Below are 17,986 nucleotides of genomic sequence, written 5' to 3' on the forward strand. Positions count from 1 at the left end.
CAGTGCTGAGTGACACCCCCGTCTGGGCGAAACTGACCGGCCTGGTCACCGCGGGCCTGCTCGCCGTCGGCACCTGTGTCGGCGTCACCCTCTACACCAACCACGTCGCCGAGGACACCGCGGCGCGGCTGGCCGACCTCAACACGGCCAGCACCCTGGTGCTGCGCCTCGACCGCGTCGCCAGCGACCTCAAGGTCAACGGCCTGCAGTCGATCACCCGGGACGACCCGTCCGCACAGTCGGCGATCCTCGCCGCCGAACTCAAGCAGGCCGATGAGCTGCTCGACCAGCTCGACGCGGTGGAACTGCCCAGCGAGCTCGACGCCGCGGTGGCCAGGATCCGCACGGCCTACGCCGACTACGGCGACGTCATCGAGCGCTTCGTCGCCGGCGCGGTCGCCGACCAGGCACAGGCCCGCCTCGCGTGGGAGCAGATCGACGTCGACAACTACCTGACCAGCGCGGTGCTGTCGAACGAGCGGACCCTGTTCGCCGCGTCCGTGGCGACTGCCTCCAGCGATGCCGCCGCCAGCCGGGACCGCGCTCAGATGATCCTGCTCGGGACCGCGCTCGCCGCCGCGATCCTGCTCTGCCTGCTGGCCCGGATCATCGTCACGTCGATCACCCGGCCGCTGCAGCGCGTCCGTACCGCGCTGACCGCCATGGCCGGTGGCGACCTCACGGTCACCGCCGACGTCACCTCGAAGGACGAGGTGGGGCAGATGGCGCAGGCACTGGACCAGGCGCAGGGCCACATGCGTACGGTCGTGGCCCAGGCCGCCGCGTCGGCGCGCGCACTGGCCGCCGCCGCCGAAGAGATGACCTCCACGGCCGGGGCCATCGCCGACACCGCCCGTGGGTCGTCGTCGCAGGCCCGGGACGTGTCCGGCACCGCCGCCGCGGTCTCCTCGAACGTCGGCGCGGTCGCGGCCGGCGCGCAGGAGATGTCCGAGTCGATCCGGGAGATCTCGCAGAGCACCGCCCGAGCCGCCGAGGTCGCCGGTCAGGCCGTCGAGGTCGCCCGTTCCACCAGCACGCACATCGACAAGCTCGGCACCTCGTCCGCGGAGATCGCCAGTGTGGTCGCGGCGATCACCAGCATCGCGGAGCAGACCAACCTGCTCGCCCTCAACGCCACCATCGAGGCGGCCCGCGCCGGCGAGTCCGGCAAGGGGTTCGCCGTCGTCGCCAGCGAGGTGAAGGACCTCGCCCAGGAGACCGCCCGGGCCACCGAGGACATCACCCGCCGCGTCTCGGCGATCCAGGCCGACACGGCCGGCGCCGTCGAGGCGATCAGCCAGATCACCGCGGTCATCGAGCAGATCAACGACCACCAGGCCACCATCGCGGCGGCGGTCGAGGAGCAGACCGCCACGACGGCCGAGATGAACCGCAGCATCACGGCGGTGGCCGACGGCGCCGGCGACATCGCCGACGGCGTGGAAGGACTCGCCTCGGCCTCGGAACGGACCACCGAAGGCATGGCGCAGTCGCGGCAGGCCATCGGGGAGCTGAGCACGATGGCCAACGAGCTGCAGACCCTGGTGGCTCGCTTCCGGGTCTGAGAGCCGTGCGGCACCCGGCCCTGGCGGTAACTGACCACCCGGGCCGGACGCTCGGACCGGACGCTCGGACCGGACGCTCGGACCGGACGCTCAGGCCGGTTTGAGCGTGGCGGCTTGGGCCGGCGGTTTGGGGCCGGCGGCTTGGGGCCGGCGGCTTGGGGCCGGCAGTTTGGGCCGGCAGTTTGAGGCCGTCGGCTTGGGGTGGTTTTGACAGCGGCGGTTCGGGTCAGTCCGCTGAGCCGTCCGGGGTCAGCTCCCAGGCGGCGTAGGACGGGTCGGACTCGAAGCCGTCTGCTGTGCGGGCCTTCGCCTGGATCTCCACGTAGGGCCAGCCGATCGGGGTGTAGCGCACTGTCGCGTTGCCGTTCGCGTCGGCGGGCACCACCTGCTCGGTCGCGCCGTAGTCGGAGGACCAGACGAACTCGGTGACCTCCGGCGAGCCGGTCGTGAAGTGGAAGGTCAGCTCGGTGCCGACCACCGGCGGCGGGGTGCCGTCGTCCGGCAGCTGGGGCGAGGTGATCACCGGCTTCGGGACCTGGACCAGCACCCAGAGGCTGACCCGGGTCTCCGGCGACACCACACCGGACGCGGTCCGGCTGGTGACCACCAGCGGGTTGGAACCGCGGCGGTCAGGGGTCAGGGTCACCACGGCCACCCCGGCGGCGTCGGCCGCGACGGTCCGCGCCGGGGCGTCGTTCAGCTGGTAGGTGAACGACGCCGTCCGCGGCACCGCGCTCGAGAGGCGGACCGTCCGCGGCTCGCCGGCGGCGCCCTCCGGGTTCTGATCCCAGACGCGCGGCTGCCGGTCCAGCACGGAGAAGTCGTAGGTGGTCTCGGCCGAGCGGTTGCCGGTGCGGTCGACCGCGACCACGGTGAGGCTGAAGCCGCCGACCCGGTCGGGCGTGAGCTCGACGGTGGCCCGGCCCCTGCGGTTCGCCTCGATCTCCCGGAGACCGCCGCCCGTCCAGGAGTAGCGGAACTTCGCCACGTCGTCGTCGCCACCGGCCGCGGCGAAGGTGAACGCGCCGGTCACGCCGGCGCCACCGCCGTCGGTGTTCGCCGGGTAGTCGCGCGAGGTCACGACCGGGGGCCGAGGCGGGACCGTGTCGACGGTGAACGTGCAGGCCGGCGCCCACTCCGACGCCGTGCCACCGGCGTCGACGGCCCGGGCGGTGAGGCGGTACCGCGTACCGTTGGAAAGCTCTGACGGCAGGCTCGTGAAGACCGTGCCGCTGGTGGAGACCGGGCCGGTCCAGGCGATCCGCCGGTGTCGCTCGCCCACCGGCCAGACCGCGAACTCGGAGCCCACGCCGATGGTGACGGAAGCGGTGACCTGCGGCGTGGTCGAGCCGATCAGGATGCCGCCCGGAGCACAGGCGACACCGCCGACGGCGAGCGATGCCGGGACGGCCGGCGCCGCGGCCCAGGCCGCGGACGGTGTCAGGATGAGCAGACCGGCCGCGGTGGCGGCCATCAGTCCAGAGCGCACGAGAACTCCCCGTCGATTGATGCGTGCCGAGATCTTAGAGAGCAGGTACGACAGAACGCCGGGCCGTCACGGGACCGGGCTCACCCCGTACAGAGAATGGGTCGGATCTTAAGTGGAGGGAGACAGTCGTCTATCCGACTGGGTGGGGACCGAATATCGGATGCCTCGGAGAGGTGTGCGGGCTGAACATGAGGTGTGAATTTCGATCGCGTGCAAGTCGAGGCCAGCGCTGAGCGGCTGCGCGAGTGCCGCCGGCGCATCGAGCCCGCCGTACCGGAGATCATCAACGGGTGGACGCCGTCCGAGCAGGCCATGGCGGACGCCTGCCGGGTGCCACCGGAGGACATCGCCGGTGTCATCGCCCGGCTCAAGCTGCTGCAGGAGATCCTGGACGAGATGCCGCCCAGCCCGAAAGCGCATCGGGTGGCCGCGTTCAACTCTCTCTACCTGACCATCACCCAGCGGGTCGAGACGCACCTGCAGGGCAAGGACGTCGTCGACAAGAACTGGCTCGAGGTGCTCGACGTCGAGTTCGCGCGGCTCTACTTCCGGGCGCTCTCGACCTGGGGTGTGCCGGACATCGACACCCCCGACGCGTGGGAGGTGCTGTTCCGCCGCGGGCAGGACCAGCAGATGAGCACCCTCGAAGCGGCGGTCCTCGGGGTCAACGCGCACATCAACCGGGATCTGGCGCTCGCGCTGATCGCCACCTGGAAGCGGCTGGGCTACACCGGCGACGGGCCGCAGCACCCGGACTACCTGCTGGTCAACAAGATCTTCTACGAGGAGATCCCGCCGTTGCGCCGCCGGTTCGCCAACGCGTGGCAGATGGAGATCGACCGCTGCGTCGGTGAGCTGGACGACTGGAGCCAGCGGGTTCTGGTGCGGACCACCCGGGCCCGGGCCTGGGAGCAGGCCGAGCGGCTCTGGGAGCTGCAGGACGACGAGGACGACTACGACCGGGCCGTGATGGTCATGGACCGGATCGCCGCCGTCGCCGGGGAGACCCTGCTCCGGGGCGCCGGGATCGTGCGCGTGCTGTGGCTGACCGTGCGGGCGGCCGCGGCGAACGTGTGGCATGCGGTGCGGGGCGGGCGCCGGGTGCGGCAGCTGGAGGCGGCAGCCAAGAAGTGACCGGGTGCGGGGTGGGGGTGGCCCTACCTCAGGGTGGCGGGTCAGCCGCAGTGATTCGGGCGGGCGGCGCTGATCTACTCAGGTCTATGGAAATCAACCGTGTGACCAGGGCCGGAGCCCTCTTGCTCGCCCTCGCTGCCCCGCTCTTCCTGATCGCCAATCTGGTCGTCGGGCTGGCCTGGACCGAACCGGCGTTCAGCTGGGCCACCAACAACGTCAGCGATCTGGGGAACGTGACCTGCGGCGTCTGGGACACGACCCGGCCCCGGTACGTCTGCTCGCCCTGGCACGACGCCATGAACGTGGCGTTCGTGCTGACCGCGGTGTTGCTCGTCGCGGGGCTGCTGCTGACACGGCGGGCCCGGGGGCAGGGACGGTGGAGTCTGGCGGCGATGGTGGCCGGGGCGGCCGGGCTCGGGTTGGCCGGCGCGTTCCCGGCGGACGTGAACGAGAACGTTCATCTGCTGGCGGCGGTGCTCGTGTTCCTGCCGGGCAATGCCGGGCTGCTCGCGCTGGGCTGGGCCCGCCGATCACCGGCGGCGCTGGTGTCCGGGCTGCTCGGCCTGACCGGGGCCGTGCTGTTCATCGCGCAGCAGGACGCGGGGATGGGCCTCGGAGCGATGGAGCGGGTCGCCGTGTTCCCGCTGGCGATCTGGGCCTGCTACGCCGGCTGCCGGTTGCTGATCTCCCCAAACCGGGTCGGCGCCGGTAGCCTGCGGCAATGGTCAGCTGGCAGATGAACGGGGTCGCGCACGTCATGCGGCTCGTGTACCGGCGGAAGTTCGTCACCGAGGCTGCCGGCATCCGCACGCTCCGCCGCCCCAAGGGCCCGTCCGCGCCGCCGAAGTCGCTGCGGCGACGGTGGAATGTGACGAGCTCCCGCGTGCAGGGCTTCGACGTGCACCGGATCGGCAAGGCGGAGCGGGCCATCGTGTACCTGCACGGTGGCGCGTACACCAGCGAGATCGTGAGTCAGCACTGGTCGCTCGTCGATCATCTGGCCGCCCGGACCGGCTTCGAGGTCCACGTACCCATCTATGGGCTGTCGCCGAAGCACCATGGCCTGGAAGCGCTGGCCCTGGTCACCGAGGTCGTCCGCGGGCTGGGGAAGCCGTGTTATCTGGTCGGCGACTCGGCCGGCGGCGGGCTGGCGATGCTCGCCGCACAGCAGGAGCCGGACCTGATCAGCGGATTCACGATGATCGCGCCGTGGCTGGATCTGACCATGTCGAACCCGGGCATCGACGAGATCGAACCGCACGATCCGTGGCTCTGCCGGGCCGGGCTGCGGCCGATCGCGGACGCCTGGACGGGCGGGCTGGCGCTCGACGATCCACGGCTGAGCCCGATCCACGGTGATCTCGGCGGGCTGCCGCCGGCGCAGATCCTGGTCGGGACCCGAGACATCACGCTGCCCGACTGCCGCCTGCTGCGCTCGAAGCTCGGCGCGAACCTGACCTACCACGAGCAGGAGGGCGCGATCCACGTCTACCCGCTGCTGCCGGTCCCCGAGGCGAAGGCCGGCCGGCGGGCCGTCGTGGAACACATCCGCGCGACCGCCGCCTGACATCCGCCACCCCCTCCACGGTCTCGGACGCGGCCACCTAAGTTAATGAATAATCCGCTCTAAACTGGACCACATCGAGGCTGAAACAGCAGTTCAGCTCCACTTTCGACGCTTGGACCTTCCCAACAAGTTAACGCTGAATTACAGTGCGTGCAGACACCGCGGGGCCACCCCTGGCGGTCCGATCAGTCGCGCGCTCCTGGTACGAACCCTCGCGTCGAAACGAGAGAGCCATGCAGAGACATCGGGTCCTTTTCCCTGCCTTGACCGCGTTCGTGGTCACCTCACTGGCCGCCGCCGGCTGTAGTTCGGGCTCCACGCCGAGCACCGCCGAGGCCGGCACCTCCACTCTCACCAAGCCACCGATCACCGTCGGCTTCCTCAATCCGAACGGCGGCCCGGTGCCGCAGCCCGGTACCGACACCGGCGTGCAGGCGGCGCTGTCCTACATCAACGGCGAGTTCGGCGGCGTCAACGGCCATCCGATCGAGGTGGTCCCCTGCGACACCGACACCACGCCGGAGAAGGCGCAGTCCTGCGCCAACACGTTCGTGGAGAAGAAGGTCGTCGCGGTCCTGGACGGCTACAACCTGTCGTCCAGCGCCGCGCTGCCGCCGCTGACCGCCGCGCAGATCCCGCTGGTCGGCATGATCCCGTTCGACTCGGTGACCGGCGCCAAGCCGGACAACCGGGTGTTCTTCGCCGCCCCGCAGGCGTCGTTCCTGGTCGGGGCGCTGCAGGCGTTCCAGTCCGAGGGCAAGAAGTCGGTCACGCTGGCCCTGGTCGACACGCCGTCGTCGCACCAGACCATCGACAACCTGCTGCCGGCGCTGTCGAAGGCGCTCGGCATCGAGGCGAAGGGCATCTACTTCTCCCCGACCAGCCCGAACTTCACCGCCGTGGCCTCCGCGATCGCGAAGGACAACCCGGACGTCGGCGGGCTGGTCGCGGCGCCGAGCGAGGCGGTCTGCACGGCGCTGGTCAAGGCGCTGCGGCAACTGCAGTACAAGGGTGAGATCTTCACGGCCGCGTGCACCGACTACATCGAGGGCGCGCCGGAGCAGGCCGCCGGTGGCGCGCTCTACTCGTCGAACTGGCTGCCCACCGCGTCGCCGTACGCGCCGCTGGAGGTGCAGAGCGAGCTAGCGCTCGCCGACAAGCACATCTCGGCGGTGGAGGGCGGCACCGCCGGGTACTACGCGATCGGCGAGTTCGCGCTGCTGGTCAACCTGGCGAAGGCCCTGACCGCGTCCGGCGCCACGGACAGCGTGACCGGCGCGGAGGTCCTGAAGACCCTCAAGGGACTCAAGGACTTCCCGTCCTTCCTCGGCCCGAGGATCACCTGCGGCAGCGCCACCTCACCGAACTGCACGACGCAGATGCTGCTGTTCAGCGTGCAGCCGGACGGCTCGACCAAGCCGGTCACCGGCGACTGGATCACCCCGGCCCCGCAGGTCCTCGGGGCCATTCCCGGGGCGGTCTAGTCCGGCATGGATCAGCTGCTGCTCTTCGTCACGCTCGGCTTCGCCGGTGGAGCCGTCTACGCGGTGATCGCCGCGTCCCTCGTGTCCCTGCACGCCGCCACCGGAGTCCTCAACTTCGCCCAGGGGTCGCTGGCCCTGTGGGGCGTGTGGGTGGTGGCCGAGCTACGGCGAAGCGGCACGCTCGTCCTGCCCGTCGGGTCGATCGGCCTGAGCCCCGAGCCGATGGCCGCGTGGCCGGCCGTCGCGCTCGGGGTCGCCAGTGTCGCCGGTCTGGCGTTCGCGGCGCACTGGCTGGTGTTCCGTCCGCTGCGGGCGGCGCCGCCGCTGGCCCAGGTGGTGGCCTCGGTCGGGTTGATGCTGGCGATCGCCTCGCTGGTGCCGCTGCGCTTCCCGACCGAGGGCGCGCTGGCCGCCCCGCTGCTCACCGACCGGACGCTGACCGTGGCCGGCGCCGTGGTCAACGTCAGCGACCTGATCCTGCTGGCCACGGCGCTGGTGCTGGCCGGGGCACTGTCGGCGTACCTGCGGTTCACCCGGTGGGGTGTGGCGACCCGGGCCGGCGCGGAGAACGAGCTCGCCGCCCGGCTGACCGGGCTGTCACCGGACCGGCTGGCCGGCGTCATGTGGCTGCTGACCGGCGCGGCGACGGCCCTGGTGGCGATCCTGGCCGCGCCCACGCTCGGCCTCGATCCGATCGGCTACATGTTCTACGTCCTGCCCGGCCTGGCAGCCGCCCTGCTGGCCCGGCTCACCTCGATCATGGTGGCCGCGGTGACCGGCCTGGCCATCGGCGTCCTGCAGTCGATCCTGCTGTTGCTGGCCACCACCGACGGCTGGCCGGCCTGGGCACAGGCCGGGCTCGGCGAGGCGGTGCCGTTCGTCCTGGTGGTCTTCGCGCTGGTGGTGCTCGGCAAGAGCATCCCGGCCCGAGACGCGCCGGGACCGGCCCGGATGCCCGCCGTGGTGCTGCCGTCCCGGCCGTGGATCGCCGCCGGTGCGCTGCTGGCCGGGGCGGTCCTCGCCATCGGGCTGACGTCGGGCAGCTGGCGGTTCGGCGTCGTCACCTCGATCATCATGGCGCTGATCGCGTTGTCGCTGGTCGTGCTGACCGGCTATCTGGGTCAGATCTCGCTCGCCTCGATGGCGTTCGCCGGCAGCGGCGGATTCCTGCTGTCCCGGATCACGATGAACACCGACATCCCGTTCCCGCTGGCGATCCTGCTGTCCGCCGGTGTCGCGACGCTGGTCGGCGTCGTCGTCGGCCTGCCCGCGCTGCGGGTCCGCGGCGCCCAGCTCGCGGTGGTGACCCTGGCCGGGGCGGTGGCCGTGCAGCAGCTGGCGTTCGCCAATCCGGCGCTGACCCCGTTCGAGGGCAACCTGATCCACGGGCCCACCCTGTTCGGCTGGGACCTGGCGGTACGCAGCGGCACCGACCTGACCACCACGGCGTTCGCCGCCACCGTCGTCGTCATCGTCGGTGTGCTCGCCATCGCCGTCGTCCGGCTGCTCGCCGGCGCGACCGGCCAGTCGTTTCTGGCCGTACGCTCCAACGAACGCGCCGCGGCAGCCGCCGGCATCAACGTCGCCCAGGTCAAGCTCGCCGGCTTCGCGCTCTCGGCGTTCCTGGCCGGGGTCGGCGGATGCCTGATCGGATACAGCCGCTCGCAGCTCTCCGCCGAGTCGTTCAACGTCGTCGTCGGGCTCAGCGTGCTGTGCATGGCGTACGTCGGCGGCATCACCCGGATCAGCGGCGCCCTCATCGCCGGGCTGATCGCCCCGCTCGGTGTCGTCTACACCCTGCTCAACAGCACCCTCGGCCTCGGCCGGTACTACACGCTCATCGCCGCCTGCGCCCTGGTCCTGACCGCGGTGCTCAACCCCGTCGGGATCGCCGGCGGGACCACCGGGCGGCTGCGCCGCCGTCCACACCGGGAGGTTGCCCTGTGAGCCCGCTGCTGGCCACCGAAGGACTGACCGTCCACTACGGCGGCGTCCGGGCCAACACCGGCATCGGCATCACCGCCGACGCCGGGGAGGTCGTCGGGCTGATCGGACCCAACGGCGCCGGCAAGACCACGTTCGTCGACGCCGTCACCGGGTTCACCCCGGCACAGGGCGTCGTCACGGTGGCCGGCAGGCGGATCGACCGGCTCGCACCGCACGATCGGCGGCGGGCCGGGCTGGCCCGCACCTGGCAGGCCGGGGAACTGTTCATGGACCTGACCGTGCGGCAGAACATCGCCGTCGCGGCGGGCCGCCGGCCCCTGCGCAACCTCTGGGACGACCTCGCCGGACGGCGCGGTCGCGGGCACGATGCTCAGGACGTACTCCGCATGTTCGATCTTGAATCGGTGGCCGATCGCAAGCCCGGCGAACTCAGTCTCGGCCGGCAGAAGATCGTCGGGGTGGCGCGGGCGCTGGCCGGAGAGGTGCGCGTGATCCTGCTCGACGAGCCGGCCGCCGGGCTGGACACCGAGGAGAGCGCCGAGTTCGGGCGGCACGTGCGGGCGATCGCCGCATCGGGCCTGGCGGTGCTGCTGATCGACCACGACATGACGCTGGTCGCGGGCATCTGCGATCGGGTGTACGTGCTGGACTACGGCGTCGTCATCGCCGACGGGACACCCTCCGACGTGCTGGCCGATCCGGCGGTGCGGACGGCGTACCTGGGATCGGAGCTCGTGCCGTGAGCGATGTGCTGACCCTGACCGGCATCACCGCCGGCTATGCGGGCATCCCGGCCGTCCGCGACCTGGACCTGAGCGTCGCCTCCGGAGAGATCGTCGCCATGCTCGGGCCGAACGGCGCCGGCAAGACCACCACCCTGCTCACGGCGGCAGGCGTCATCACACCGATGTCCGGCGTCGTCACCGCGTTCGGCAAACCCCTGCACAGACGCCTGGAGCAGAACGCGCGCGCCGGTCTCGTCCTGGTTCCGGACACGAGAGGCGTCTTCCACACCCTTTCGGTACGGGAGAACCTCGCCTTGGCCGGAGGCGACCCGGGCGAGGCACTCGACCTGTTCCCGGCGCTGAAGGGTCTGATGTCCCGCCGATGCGGCCGGCTCTCCGGCGGCGAACAGCAGATGCTCGCCATCGCCAAAGCCCTGGTCCGCCGCCCGCGGGTCCTGCTGATCGACGAGATGAGCATGGGTCTGGCCCCGGTCGCGGTCCAGGCCCTGCTGCCCAGCATCCGTGCGCTCGCCGACCGCCTCGGCGTCGGCGTGCTCCTCGTCGAACAGCACATCGACCTGGCCCTGTCGATCGCCGACCGGGCCGTCGTGCTGCACCACGGGCGGGTTTCACTGACCGGTCCGGCGGCTGAGCTACGCGCCGACCGGCACGCTGTCGCCGACGCCTATTTCGGCGGTTGAATCCGGTGGTCATCGGCTGCGAGCGTGGATCCGCTCGATCGTGCCCGCCTTCAGGCGTTCCACCTCGACGATCGTGAAGCCGGCTGCCTCGACCAGGGGCAGCTGGCGGCGCGTCATGTGCTCCCCCGCGGTCCGGATCGTGATCTGTTCGAACAACCATTGGGCGGCCCGGAGCGGCGGCACACTGCTGCCGATGTGATCCAGGAGCAGCAGCCGGCCGCCCGGGGCCAGAACCCGCCCGGCCTCGGCGATCGCCGCCCGCGGGTCGGGGATGGCACAGAGCGCCAGGGCGCAGACGACCGTGTCGAACGAGGCGTCCGCGAACGGCAGCCGGGTGGCGTCGCCCTCGCGCAGCTCGACCGGCCTGGTCGCCCGCTGCCGGGCCACGGCGAGCATCGCGGGGCTCAGGTCGATACCGGTGACGGACGCCTCGATCGGGTAGTGCGGCAGGTTGCGCCCGGTGCCCACGCCGACGTCGAGGATCCGTCCGGTCGCCCGGGCGCCGATCCACTCCCGGCCGCCGGCGAACCAGTGCCGCTCCAGGAACGCGATCTGCCGGTCATAGGTGGGCGCTGTCTTGTCCCACACTCGGCGTGCCTTGGCCGTCGCCTCGTCCACCGCGTGCCTCCCCGGGTCCGGTCAGATCATCGCCACGATCTCCACCTCGATCAGGTACCCCGGGGCGAACAGCGCGGGAACGGCAACGAGCGTACTGGCCGGAGGCGAGCCGCGCCGCAGAGCGCCGACGATGCCGGGCAGCAGCTCCGGCCGGTAGTCGACCACCCAGATCGTCTCCTTCACCACGTCGTCCCAGGTCGCACCGACTGCGGACAGCGCGATCGTGATGTTCTCGGCGATCTGTCCGGCCTGCGCGGCGTGATCCCCCTGAGCGCCCCAGGCGACCTGGCCGGAGAGGAACACCATCGTTCCGGTGGCGGTGACGACCTGGCTGATCCCGGGCGGCGCGAACACACCCTCGGGGTTGATCCTCCTCATGCCGGGTGCCCGTCCGGACGGACCGGGCCGGCCGCGGTCGCGACGTGCTCACCGGTGCGCAGCCGGGCGAAGAGGCCGTCACGGTCGGGAACTCGCCGGCCGGCCGCATAGGCGACGTCGAGGCCGGAGAGCCGCTCGGCCAGCTGCCGGGACAGGTCCGGAGTGGACGCGATCAGGCCGCTGAGGACGGTCCGCAGCGCGAGCGTCTCCGGGGTGAACGAGGCCATCAGCGCGGTCTGCGCCCGGGTGTCGCGCAGCAGGGCGGCGCCGACCGGGTGGCGTTCCTCGTGGTACGTGTCGAGCAGCGCCTCGTCCGCGCGCCCGGTCACGACGGCGGCCAGCTTCCAGCCGAGGTTGTGCGCGTCCTGGATGCCGACGTTCATGCCGACGCCGCCGGCCGGGAAGTGCATGTGCGCGGCGTCGCCGGCCAGCAGGACCCGCCCGGCCCGGTACGCCGAAGCCTGCCGGGTGGCGTTGCCGAACCGGGACAGCCAGCGAGGGTCGCGCATGCCGTAGTCGGTGCCGGCGATCCTGCGTACCGTCGCTCGCAGCTCGTCGAGGCCGAGCTCCCCCGGCCAGTCCGGGCGGTGGGATCCCGGGTCGATGCCGACGAGCCGGTGGACGCCACCGGGCAGCGGCACCACCATGAGGCCGCCCTCGGCGCCGGAGAACATCGCCGTCCCGGTCGCCGGTGGAGCGTCGAGGGTGACGTCGCCGAGCCAGCCCCACGTGGTCGTCGCGGTGCCGGGGAAGTCGATGCCGGCCGCCTGCCGGATCGTGCTCCGGGCGCCGTCGCACCCGGCCACGTACCGGGCCGCCAGCACCTCGCCGCCCTCCAGCTCGATACCCTCGGCCGTCAGTCCGGCGACCCGCACACCCCGGCGGATCGTCGCGCCCATGGCCAGCGCGCGTTCCTCGAGAAGCTCCTCGGTGCGGCGCTGCGGCAGCGCCAGCGTGAACGGGTACGGGGTGTCCAGCACCGAGAAGTCCAGCAGGTCCGGCAGCGAGCCGAAGTGCCCGCGCGGGATCCGCCCGCCCTCGGCGAGGAACCGGTCGAGCACCCCACGGCAGTCGAAGATCTCCAGCGTCCGGGGGTGGACGGTGAGCGCCTTCGAGTGAGGGTCTCGCTCGGTGCGAGCCTCGACGACGGTCACCGATGCACCGCCCAGGCGCAGCTCACCCGCCAGCCACAGACCGGTGGGCCCGGCGCCCACCACCACGACGTCCTGCATATCCCGACCTCCTATTGGTCACTGACCAAGGAGTACATTTGGTCGGTGACCAAGAGTCAAGGTGATGTGGTGCGGGTCGCGCTCGAAGTGCTCGACGAGCAGGGGGCGGCCGGCGTCTCGATGCGCGCCATCGCACAGCGTCTCGGCGTACGGATGAACTCGGTCCTCTGGCACGTCAAGAGCAAGAGTCGCCTCGACGAGCTGATGGCCGACGCCATCGTCGCGGGGGTGTCACTCGACGGGCTGCCGGAGTCGTGGCGGGAGCGGGCGGCCGAGATCATGCGGCGGTACCGCCGGGCGCTGCTCGCTCATCGCGACGGGGCGGCCGTGGTCGCGGGCACCTACGCCTCCGAGCCGGCGACGCTCGACACCGCGGAGGCGCTGGTCGCGGCACTGCTCGACGGCGGGCTGCCGGAGCGGGAGGCGGCGTGGACCTGCTGGAGCCTGCTCTACTTCGTGCTCGGGCTGACCCAGGAGGAGCAGGGCGATCCGCACAGCCTCGACGTGGGCGGACGCGCGGCGCTCACGCGGGTGCTGCCGGGGTTGACCGACGCGTCGTTCGACGAGCGGTTCGAGTTCGGGGTCGGGAAGCTTCTCGCCTAGATGACGCGGCGGACCGGTCGGCGGCGTCGTTGCCGGGTGGGCGGTTCATGTTGTCGCGCCTCAGGAGGCCTGGCGCACCGGCATGCCGGCCAGCCACACGTCGGCGAGGGACTCCAGTGGCACGCCGAGCGCCTGACTGAGACAGACCACGGTTCCGAACGCGGGCGCCGGCAGCCGACCGGCCTCGATCTTGCGAAGGGTCTCCGGGGAGATACCGGCGGCGAGGGCCACCTCACCGAGGCTACGGTCGGCTCGGGCGGTGCGGAGCGCGGCCCCGAGCCGCTGGCCCGCTGCGATCTGTTCCGGGGTGAGCGGTTGGCGAACCATGCCAGCAGGATAGCGCGTGGTATAAAAATACCAGGTATTAATATACCGAGCGGGGAGGGAACCTCATGATCGAGTTGAAGTCGTCCGCCGAGATCGGCCTGATGGCCGTGACCGGACGGTTCGTCGGCGAGCTTCTCGCCGAGCTGCGCGACGCCAGTGCCGTCGGCGTCGACCTGATGGACCTGGAACACCTGGCGCGCCGGCGCATCAAGGAGCGTGGCGCCGAGAGCTGCTACTGGGACTACGCGCCGTCGTTCGGCCGCGGCCCGTTCCGCAACGTGCTCTGCCTGTCGGTCAACGACGCGGTGCTGCACGGGCTGCCGCACAAGTACGTGCTCCGCGACGGCGACCTGCTCAGCATCGACATGGCGGTCAGCGTCGACGGGTGGGTCACCGACTCGGCGCTCTCCTTCGTCGTCGGCACGCCCGACCCCGCCGACCTGCGCGTGATCGAGGCGACCGAGGTGGCGCTGGAAGCAGCCATCGAGGCGGCACAGCCCGGCGGCCGCATCGGCGACATCTCGGCGGCGATCGGCGCTGTCGCCCGCGAGTACGGGTACGGCGTCAACATGGAGTTCGGCGGCCACGGCCTCGGCCGCACCATGCACGAGGCCCCGCACATCGCCAACGACGGCCGCGCCCGCCGCGGCATGAAGCTCGAACCCGGCCTCACGATCGCCATCGAGCCGTGGCTCTGCAAGACCACCGACAAGATCAAATTTGACGAGGACGGCTGGACGATCCGGTCCGCGGACGGTTCCCGCACGGCGCACTCGGAGCACACGGTGGCGATCACGGCCGCCGGTCCGCAGGTGCTCACCCGCCGCCCGGGCGAGACCGCCGGCTCCCACCTGCGGGCCGGTCAGCCGTCCGCGACCTCCTGACCGGAGCGCATCGAATCGCGGGTGGCGGGTAAACCAGCCGGTCATGGAGACCGACGACCGCAACGCCATGCCGGACAGCCAGTTCGCCTTTCCCCGGGTGCGCAAGGAACCCCTCGGCGACGCGAGCCACGTGCGGAACGCCATCGCCCGGTTCGACCAGGTGAAGGACGTCAGCGACGAGGAACGCGACGAGGCGTTCCGGCGTATCCGGCGGGCCGCGAAGAAGTTCGGCGTGGAGATGACCGAGACCCGGTGGCAGGAACTGGGAAAACCGTCATAGGGTGGCGGCGCACCGGTTCGGGCGCCGGCAATTGACCCTGTACGAGACATGATCGGGCACTCCATCATGGAAGGTGGCAACGTCGCCCACCGTCAGGAGCGCCCGTGGACCTCATCGACATCCGCGCCGGTGACCTCTTCGAGCAGGGATTCCCCGCTCTGGCGCACGGCGTGACGTGCGCCGGCGTCATGGATCACGACTTCCGCGTGCGCTGGCCGGCGATGTACGACCGCTATCGCGAACGCTGCCGGGCCGGGAACCTGCGCCTCGGCGGCATGATGTCGTGGAAGACGCCGGAGGGCCTGCTCGTCTACAACCTCGCCATCCACCAGCGTGCCGGCGGGCCGCTGGACGTGCCCGCGCTGCGCAGCGCGCTCGCGGCGGCGCTGGACGACGCCGAGATGCGCGAGATCCCGTCGATCGGGCTGCCGCCGCTCGGTGACTGGGCCGTCGTCGAGCCCGCGGTCCGGGACTCGGCGGCCGGCCGCAAGGTCCGCGTCGTCATCGTCGGACCCTGATCCGAGGACCCATGCCGTCCACCTTCTTCGGGCAGCCACGCCCGCTGGCCAACCTGTTCGGTGTCGAGCTGTGGGAACGGTTCTCGTTCTACGGCATGCAGGGCATCCTGCTGATCTACCTGTACTACGCGGCCGCCGACGGCGGGCTCGGCATCGATCAGGGGACCGCGACCAGCATCGTCGGCGCCTACGGCGGAGCCGTGTACCTCTCGACGATCCTCGGCGCCTGGGTGGCCGACCGGCTGCTCGGCGCGGAGCGGGTGCTGTTCCTCAGCGCCGTGCTCGTGATGTGCGGGCACATCGCACTCGCGGCGCTGCCCGGGCTCGCCGGCGTCGGCACCGGACTCGTGCTCATCGCCATCGGCAGCGGCGGCGTCAAAGCCAACGCGACGTCGATGGTCGGCAACCTCTACGACGAGAAGGACGAGCGGCGGGACGCCGGGTTCTCGCTGTTCTACCTCGGCATCAACCTCGGGGCGCTGCTCGGGCCGCTGCTGACCGGGCTGGTGCAGACGCGGGCCGGTTTCCACTGGGGTTTCGCGCTCGCCGCCGCCGGGATGGCCATCGGCCTGATCCAATATTGGCTGGGGCGCAAACGGCTCCCGGCCACCGGGCGGGAGGTGCCGAATCCGCTTCCGGTACGGGGGATCTACGTCGCCGCGGCCGTCTTCGTGGCGCTGGTGGTCGTCGTCGTCGCCGCCGCCGTGACCGGGTTGCTGGCCGCCGATCGACTGTCGACGATCGTGGTGGTGCTGAGCGTCATCGCCTCGATCGGCTACTTCGCCCTCATCCTGTCGAGCCGGCGGATCTCGGAGGTCGAGCGGCGGCGGGTGCTCGCCTTCGTGCCGATGTTCCTGGCCAGTGCGGCGTTCTGGTCGCTCTACCAGCAGCAGTTCACCGTTGTCACGATATATTCGGACGAACGACTTGATCGTACGATCAGCGGCTGGGAGATGCCGGTCTCCTGGGTCCAGTCGATCAACCCGATCTTCATCATCGTCCTCTCCGGAGTCTTCGCCGCCCTCTGGACCCGTCTCGGTGACCGCCAGCCGTCCACGCCCCTGAAGTTCGCGGCCGGAACCGTCATCATGGGCGTCGCGTTCCTGCTCTTCCTCCCCCTGGCCGGCGGCGGCCCGAACAGCGCGCCGCTGCTGGCGCTGGCCGGCATCCTCCTCGTCTTCACGATCGCGGAGCTGCTGCTCTCCCCCGTCGGCCTCTCCCTCTCCACCAAGCTGGCGCCGCATGCGTTCCACACCCAGATGGTGGCGTTGTTCTATCTGTCGGTGGCCCTCGGCACCGCCATGTCGGGAACGCTGGCCGGCTATTACGACCCGTCCTCCGAGACCGTTTACTTCGGCCTCCTCGGCGCCATCGCCATCGTCCTGGGGCTGGCGCTGGCCGCGGTGGCCCGCCCCATCTCCCGCCTGATGAGCGGAGTCCGCTGAGGCGGGCCACCGGATACGCGCGTACAGCGATGCCTTCCTCACCGGCCGGGCGGAGGACGGCGACTGGCGCCAGGACGGCTGCGGACGTCCCGCGGGCCGGTCAGCCGAGCCGGACCTCGCCCTGGTTGAGGACTCGGGGGTGGAAGTAGGCCGCCTGGATCTCGGCGTTCGTGTTGTTCGCCCGGAGTTGCTCGGACCAGATCATGAAGTAGGCCCAGCGGGTCTGGGACGTGAGCAGCGCGGCGTTGGGGACCTTGCCCATTTCGGCGATGGCGATGGGCTTGCCTGCTGCTATCGACTGGATCTGCTGGTAGTCGGCGGTGGACGGGTAGGACTTGTACCAGGCGTCCAGCGAGACCACGTCGACGTAAGCAGCGCCGGGGTAATAGGAGGACCAGCCGCCGGCCGGGTTGTCCTGCACATTCCAGACCCAGATGAGATTGGTCAGGCCCTGGCTGTCGAAATAGTCCTTCATCTGCTGGTAGATCTTCGCGCCGCCGTTCGCGCCGGAACGGCCGCCCCACCAGTTCCACGTCTCGTTCATCTCGTGGAAGGGACGCCACAGCACCGGCACTCCGGCGTCGCGGAGCTGGCGCAGATAGGGCACCACTTCGGCCATCCGGGAACGCCAGGTCGTGTTCAGCGCGGTGCCGCCGGTGACGATCTGCTGGAATTGCGTGGCCGAGATCTGCGTTTTCACGCCGCCCTCGAATTCGCAGGTGCGGCCGACGGTGGGTGAGCAGGCGTGCCAGGTCAGGGCGACCAGCGAACCGTTCCGCCACTCGGTGAGAGCCTGGTCGACGACGCGCTGGCGGTTGTTCACGTCGTCGGCGCGGAACATCATGTCGCCGCCCCACAGGCCCGGCCACTGACCGGTGACGGCGTTGACCTGCGCCGTGTACTGGCCGGGCGAACTTGCCGGCTCCTTGTTGTGCTGGCCGGAGACGATGCTGGTCCCAGTGATCGACTTCAGATAGTTGATCACCGTGGTCCTGCTTGTCGCGGGGAAGGCGTGAGCGGGGACGGGGAGGAGCGTGGCGCCGAGGAGCAGGGCAGCGCCGATCGTTGCGGGGATTCTCACGGCAAGAC

The 17,986-nt window shown here is 70.9% G+C and carries 19 protein-coding genes; 13 read left to right on the forward strand and 6 right to left on the reverse strand.

Annotated elements, in window-relative coordinates; all coding sequences use genetic code 11:
- Positions 1-2 precede the first annotated feature (2 nt).
- A complete protein-coding gene (locus tag EP757_RS42020) occupies positions 3-1,565 on the forward strand; it encodes a methyl-accepting chemotaxis protein (RefSeq protein WP_127553899.1) in 1,563 nt (520 codons plus the stop codon).
- A 226-nt stretch (positions 1,566-1,791) separates the two neighbouring features.
- Here the strand turns inward: EP757_RS42020 and EP757_RS42025 are convergent, their stop codons facing one another.
- Positions 1,792-3,054, reverse strand: coding sequence for a hypothetical protein (locus EP757_RS42025; RefSeq protein ID WP_127553900.1), 1,263 nt, complete (start codon positions 3,052-3,054; stop codon positions 1,792-1,794).
- 210 nt (positions 3,055-3,264) lie between these two features.
- Here EP757_RS42025 and EP757_RS42030 point away from each other — a divergent pair, with 210 nt between their 5' ends.
- The 7 genes from EP757_RS42030 (at position 3,265) to EP757_RS42060 (ending at position 10,612) form a co-directional block, all read left to right on the forward strand.
- A complete protein-coding gene (locus tag EP757_RS42030; protein WP_232050278.1) occupies positions 3,265-4,188 on the forward strand; it encodes a DUF5995 family protein in 924 nt (307 codons plus the stop codon).
- Between the two features lie 86 nt (positions 4,189-4,274).
- A complete protein-coding gene (locus tag EP757_RS42035) occupies positions 4,275-4,928 on the forward strand; it encodes a DUF998 domain-containing protein (protein ID WP_127553902.1) in 654 nt (217 codons plus the stop codon).
- Complete coding sequence (locus tag EP757_RS42040; protein WP_127553903.1) at positions 4,910-5,755, forward strand: alpha/beta fold hydrolase; 846 nt, start codon at positions 4,910-4,912, stop codon at positions 5,753-5,755. The genes EP757_RS42035 and EP757_RS42040 overlap by 19 nt, the downstream gene beginning before the upstream one ends.
- Before the next feature lie 233 nt (positions 5,756-5,988).
- Positions 5,989-7,239 (forward strand): ABC transporter substrate-binding protein, encoded by a 1,251-nt coding sequence (locus EP757_RS42045; protein ID WP_127553904.1) that lies wholly within the window; start codon positions 5,989-5,991, stop codon positions 7,237-7,239.
- A 6-nt stretch (positions 7,240-7,245) separates the two neighbouring features.
- Positions 7,246-9,186 (forward strand): ABC transporter permease, encoded by a 1,941-nt coding sequence (locus EP757_RS42050; protein ID WP_127553905.1) that lies wholly within the window; start codon positions 7,246-7,248, stop codon positions 9,184-9,186.
- Positions 9,183-9,929, forward strand: a complete 747-nt coding sequence (locus tag EP757_RS42055) for an ABC transporter ATP-binding protein (RefSeq protein WP_127553906.1) — start codon at positions 9,183-9,185, stop codon at positions 9,927-9,929. Before EP757_RS42050 ends, EP757_RS42055 begins: the two co-directional genes overlap by 4 nt.
- Positions 9,926-10,612, forward strand: a complete 687-nt coding sequence (locus EP757_RS42060; RefSeq protein ID WP_127553907.1) for an ABC transporter ATP-binding protein — start codon at positions 9,926-9,928, stop codon at positions 10,610-10,612. The genes EP757_RS42055 and EP757_RS42060 overlap by 4 nt, the downstream gene beginning before the upstream one ends.
- 9 nt (positions 10,613-10,621) lie before the next feature.
- On the opposite strand, the gene EP757_RS42065 is transcribed toward EP757_RS42060, so the two are convergent.
- From EP757_RS42065 to EP757_RS42075, 3 genes are read right to left on the reverse strand one after another with little or no spacing between them, the layout of a single operon-like run.
- On the reverse strand, positions 10,622-11,230 hold the full coding sequence (locus EP757_RS42065) for a class I SAM-dependent methyltransferase (protein WP_127553908.1): 609 nt from the start codon (positions 11,228-11,230) through the stop codon (positions 10,622-10,624).
- 21 nt (positions 11,231-11,251) lie between these two features.
- The gene (locus tag EP757_RS42070) at positions 11,252-11,608 is read right to left on the reverse strand and encodes a RidA family protein (protein ID WP_127553909.1); all 357 of its coding nucleotides are present in this window, start codon (positions 11,606-11,608) and stop codon (positions 11,252-11,254) included.
- Positions 11,605-12,840: an FAD-dependent monooxygenase gene (locus EP757_RS42075; protein WP_127553910.1), complete on the reverse strand. Its 1,236-nt coding sequence runs from the start codon at positions 12,838-12,840 to the stop codon at positions 11,605-11,607. Before EP757_RS42075 ends, EP757_RS42070 begins: the two co-directional genes overlap by 4 nt.
- Before the next feature lie 45 nt (positions 12,841-12,885).
- Between EP757_RS42075 and EP757_RS42080 the strand changes: the two genes are divergently transcribed.
- Entirely contained in the window at positions 12,886-13,443 is a 558-nt protein-coding gene (locus EP757_RS42080) for a TetR/AcrR family transcriptional regulator C-terminal domain-containing protein (protein WP_232050279.1), read from the forward strand.
- A 60-nt stretch (positions 13,444-13,503) separates the two neighbouring features.
- Here the strand turns inward: EP757_RS42080 and EP757_RS42085 are convergent, their stop codons facing one another.
- Positions 13,504-13,770, reverse strand: a complete 267-nt coding sequence (locus tag EP757_RS42085) for a helix-turn-helix domain-containing protein (protein WP_127553911.1) — start codon at positions 13,768-13,770, stop codon at positions 13,504-13,506.
- Positions 13,771-13,835: 65 nt separating this feature from the next.
- Here EP757_RS42085 and map point away from each other — a divergent pair, with 65 nt between their 5' ends.
- From map to EP757_RS42105, 4 genes are all read left to right on the forward strand, one after another.
- Entirely contained in the window at positions 13,836-14,654 is an 819-nt protein-coding gene (map, locus tag EP757_RS42090) for a type I methionyl aminopeptidase (protein ID WP_127553912.1), read from the forward strand.
- 43 nt (positions 14,655-14,697) lie between these two features.
- Positions 14,698-14,934 (forward strand): DUF6582 domain-containing protein, encoded by a 237-nt coding sequence (locus EP757_RS42095; protein WP_127553913.1) that lies wholly within the window; start codon positions 14,698-14,700, stop codon positions 14,932-14,934.
- Between the two features lie 104 nt (positions 14,935-15,038).
- Complete coding sequence (locus EP757_RS42100; RefSeq protein WP_127553914.1) at positions 15,039-15,452, forward strand: Appr-1-p processing protein; 414 nt, start codon at positions 15,039-15,041, stop codon at positions 15,450-15,452.
- Between the two features lie 11 nt (positions 15,453-15,463).
- On the forward strand, positions 15,464-16,897 hold the full coding sequence (locus EP757_RS42105) for a peptide MFS transporter (RefSeq protein WP_127553915.1): 1,434 nt from the start codon (positions 15,464-15,466) through the stop codon (positions 16,895-16,897).
- Positions 16,898-16,997: 100 nt separating this feature from the next.
- Here EP757_RS42105 and EP757_RS42110 read toward each other — a convergent pair whose 3' ends face one another.
- A complete protein-coding gene (locus tag EP757_RS42110; RefSeq protein ID WP_232050280.1) occupies positions 16,998-17,978 on the reverse strand; it encodes a glycosyl hydrolase in 981 nt (326 codons plus the stop codon).
- Between the last annotated feature and the right edge of the window lie 8 nt (positions 17,979-17,986).

Source organism: Actinoplanes sp. OR16, from assembly GCF_004001265.1.
Taxonomy (GTDB): domain Bacteria; phylum Actinomycetota; class Actinomycetes; order Mycobacteriales; family Micromonosporaceae; genus Actinoplanes.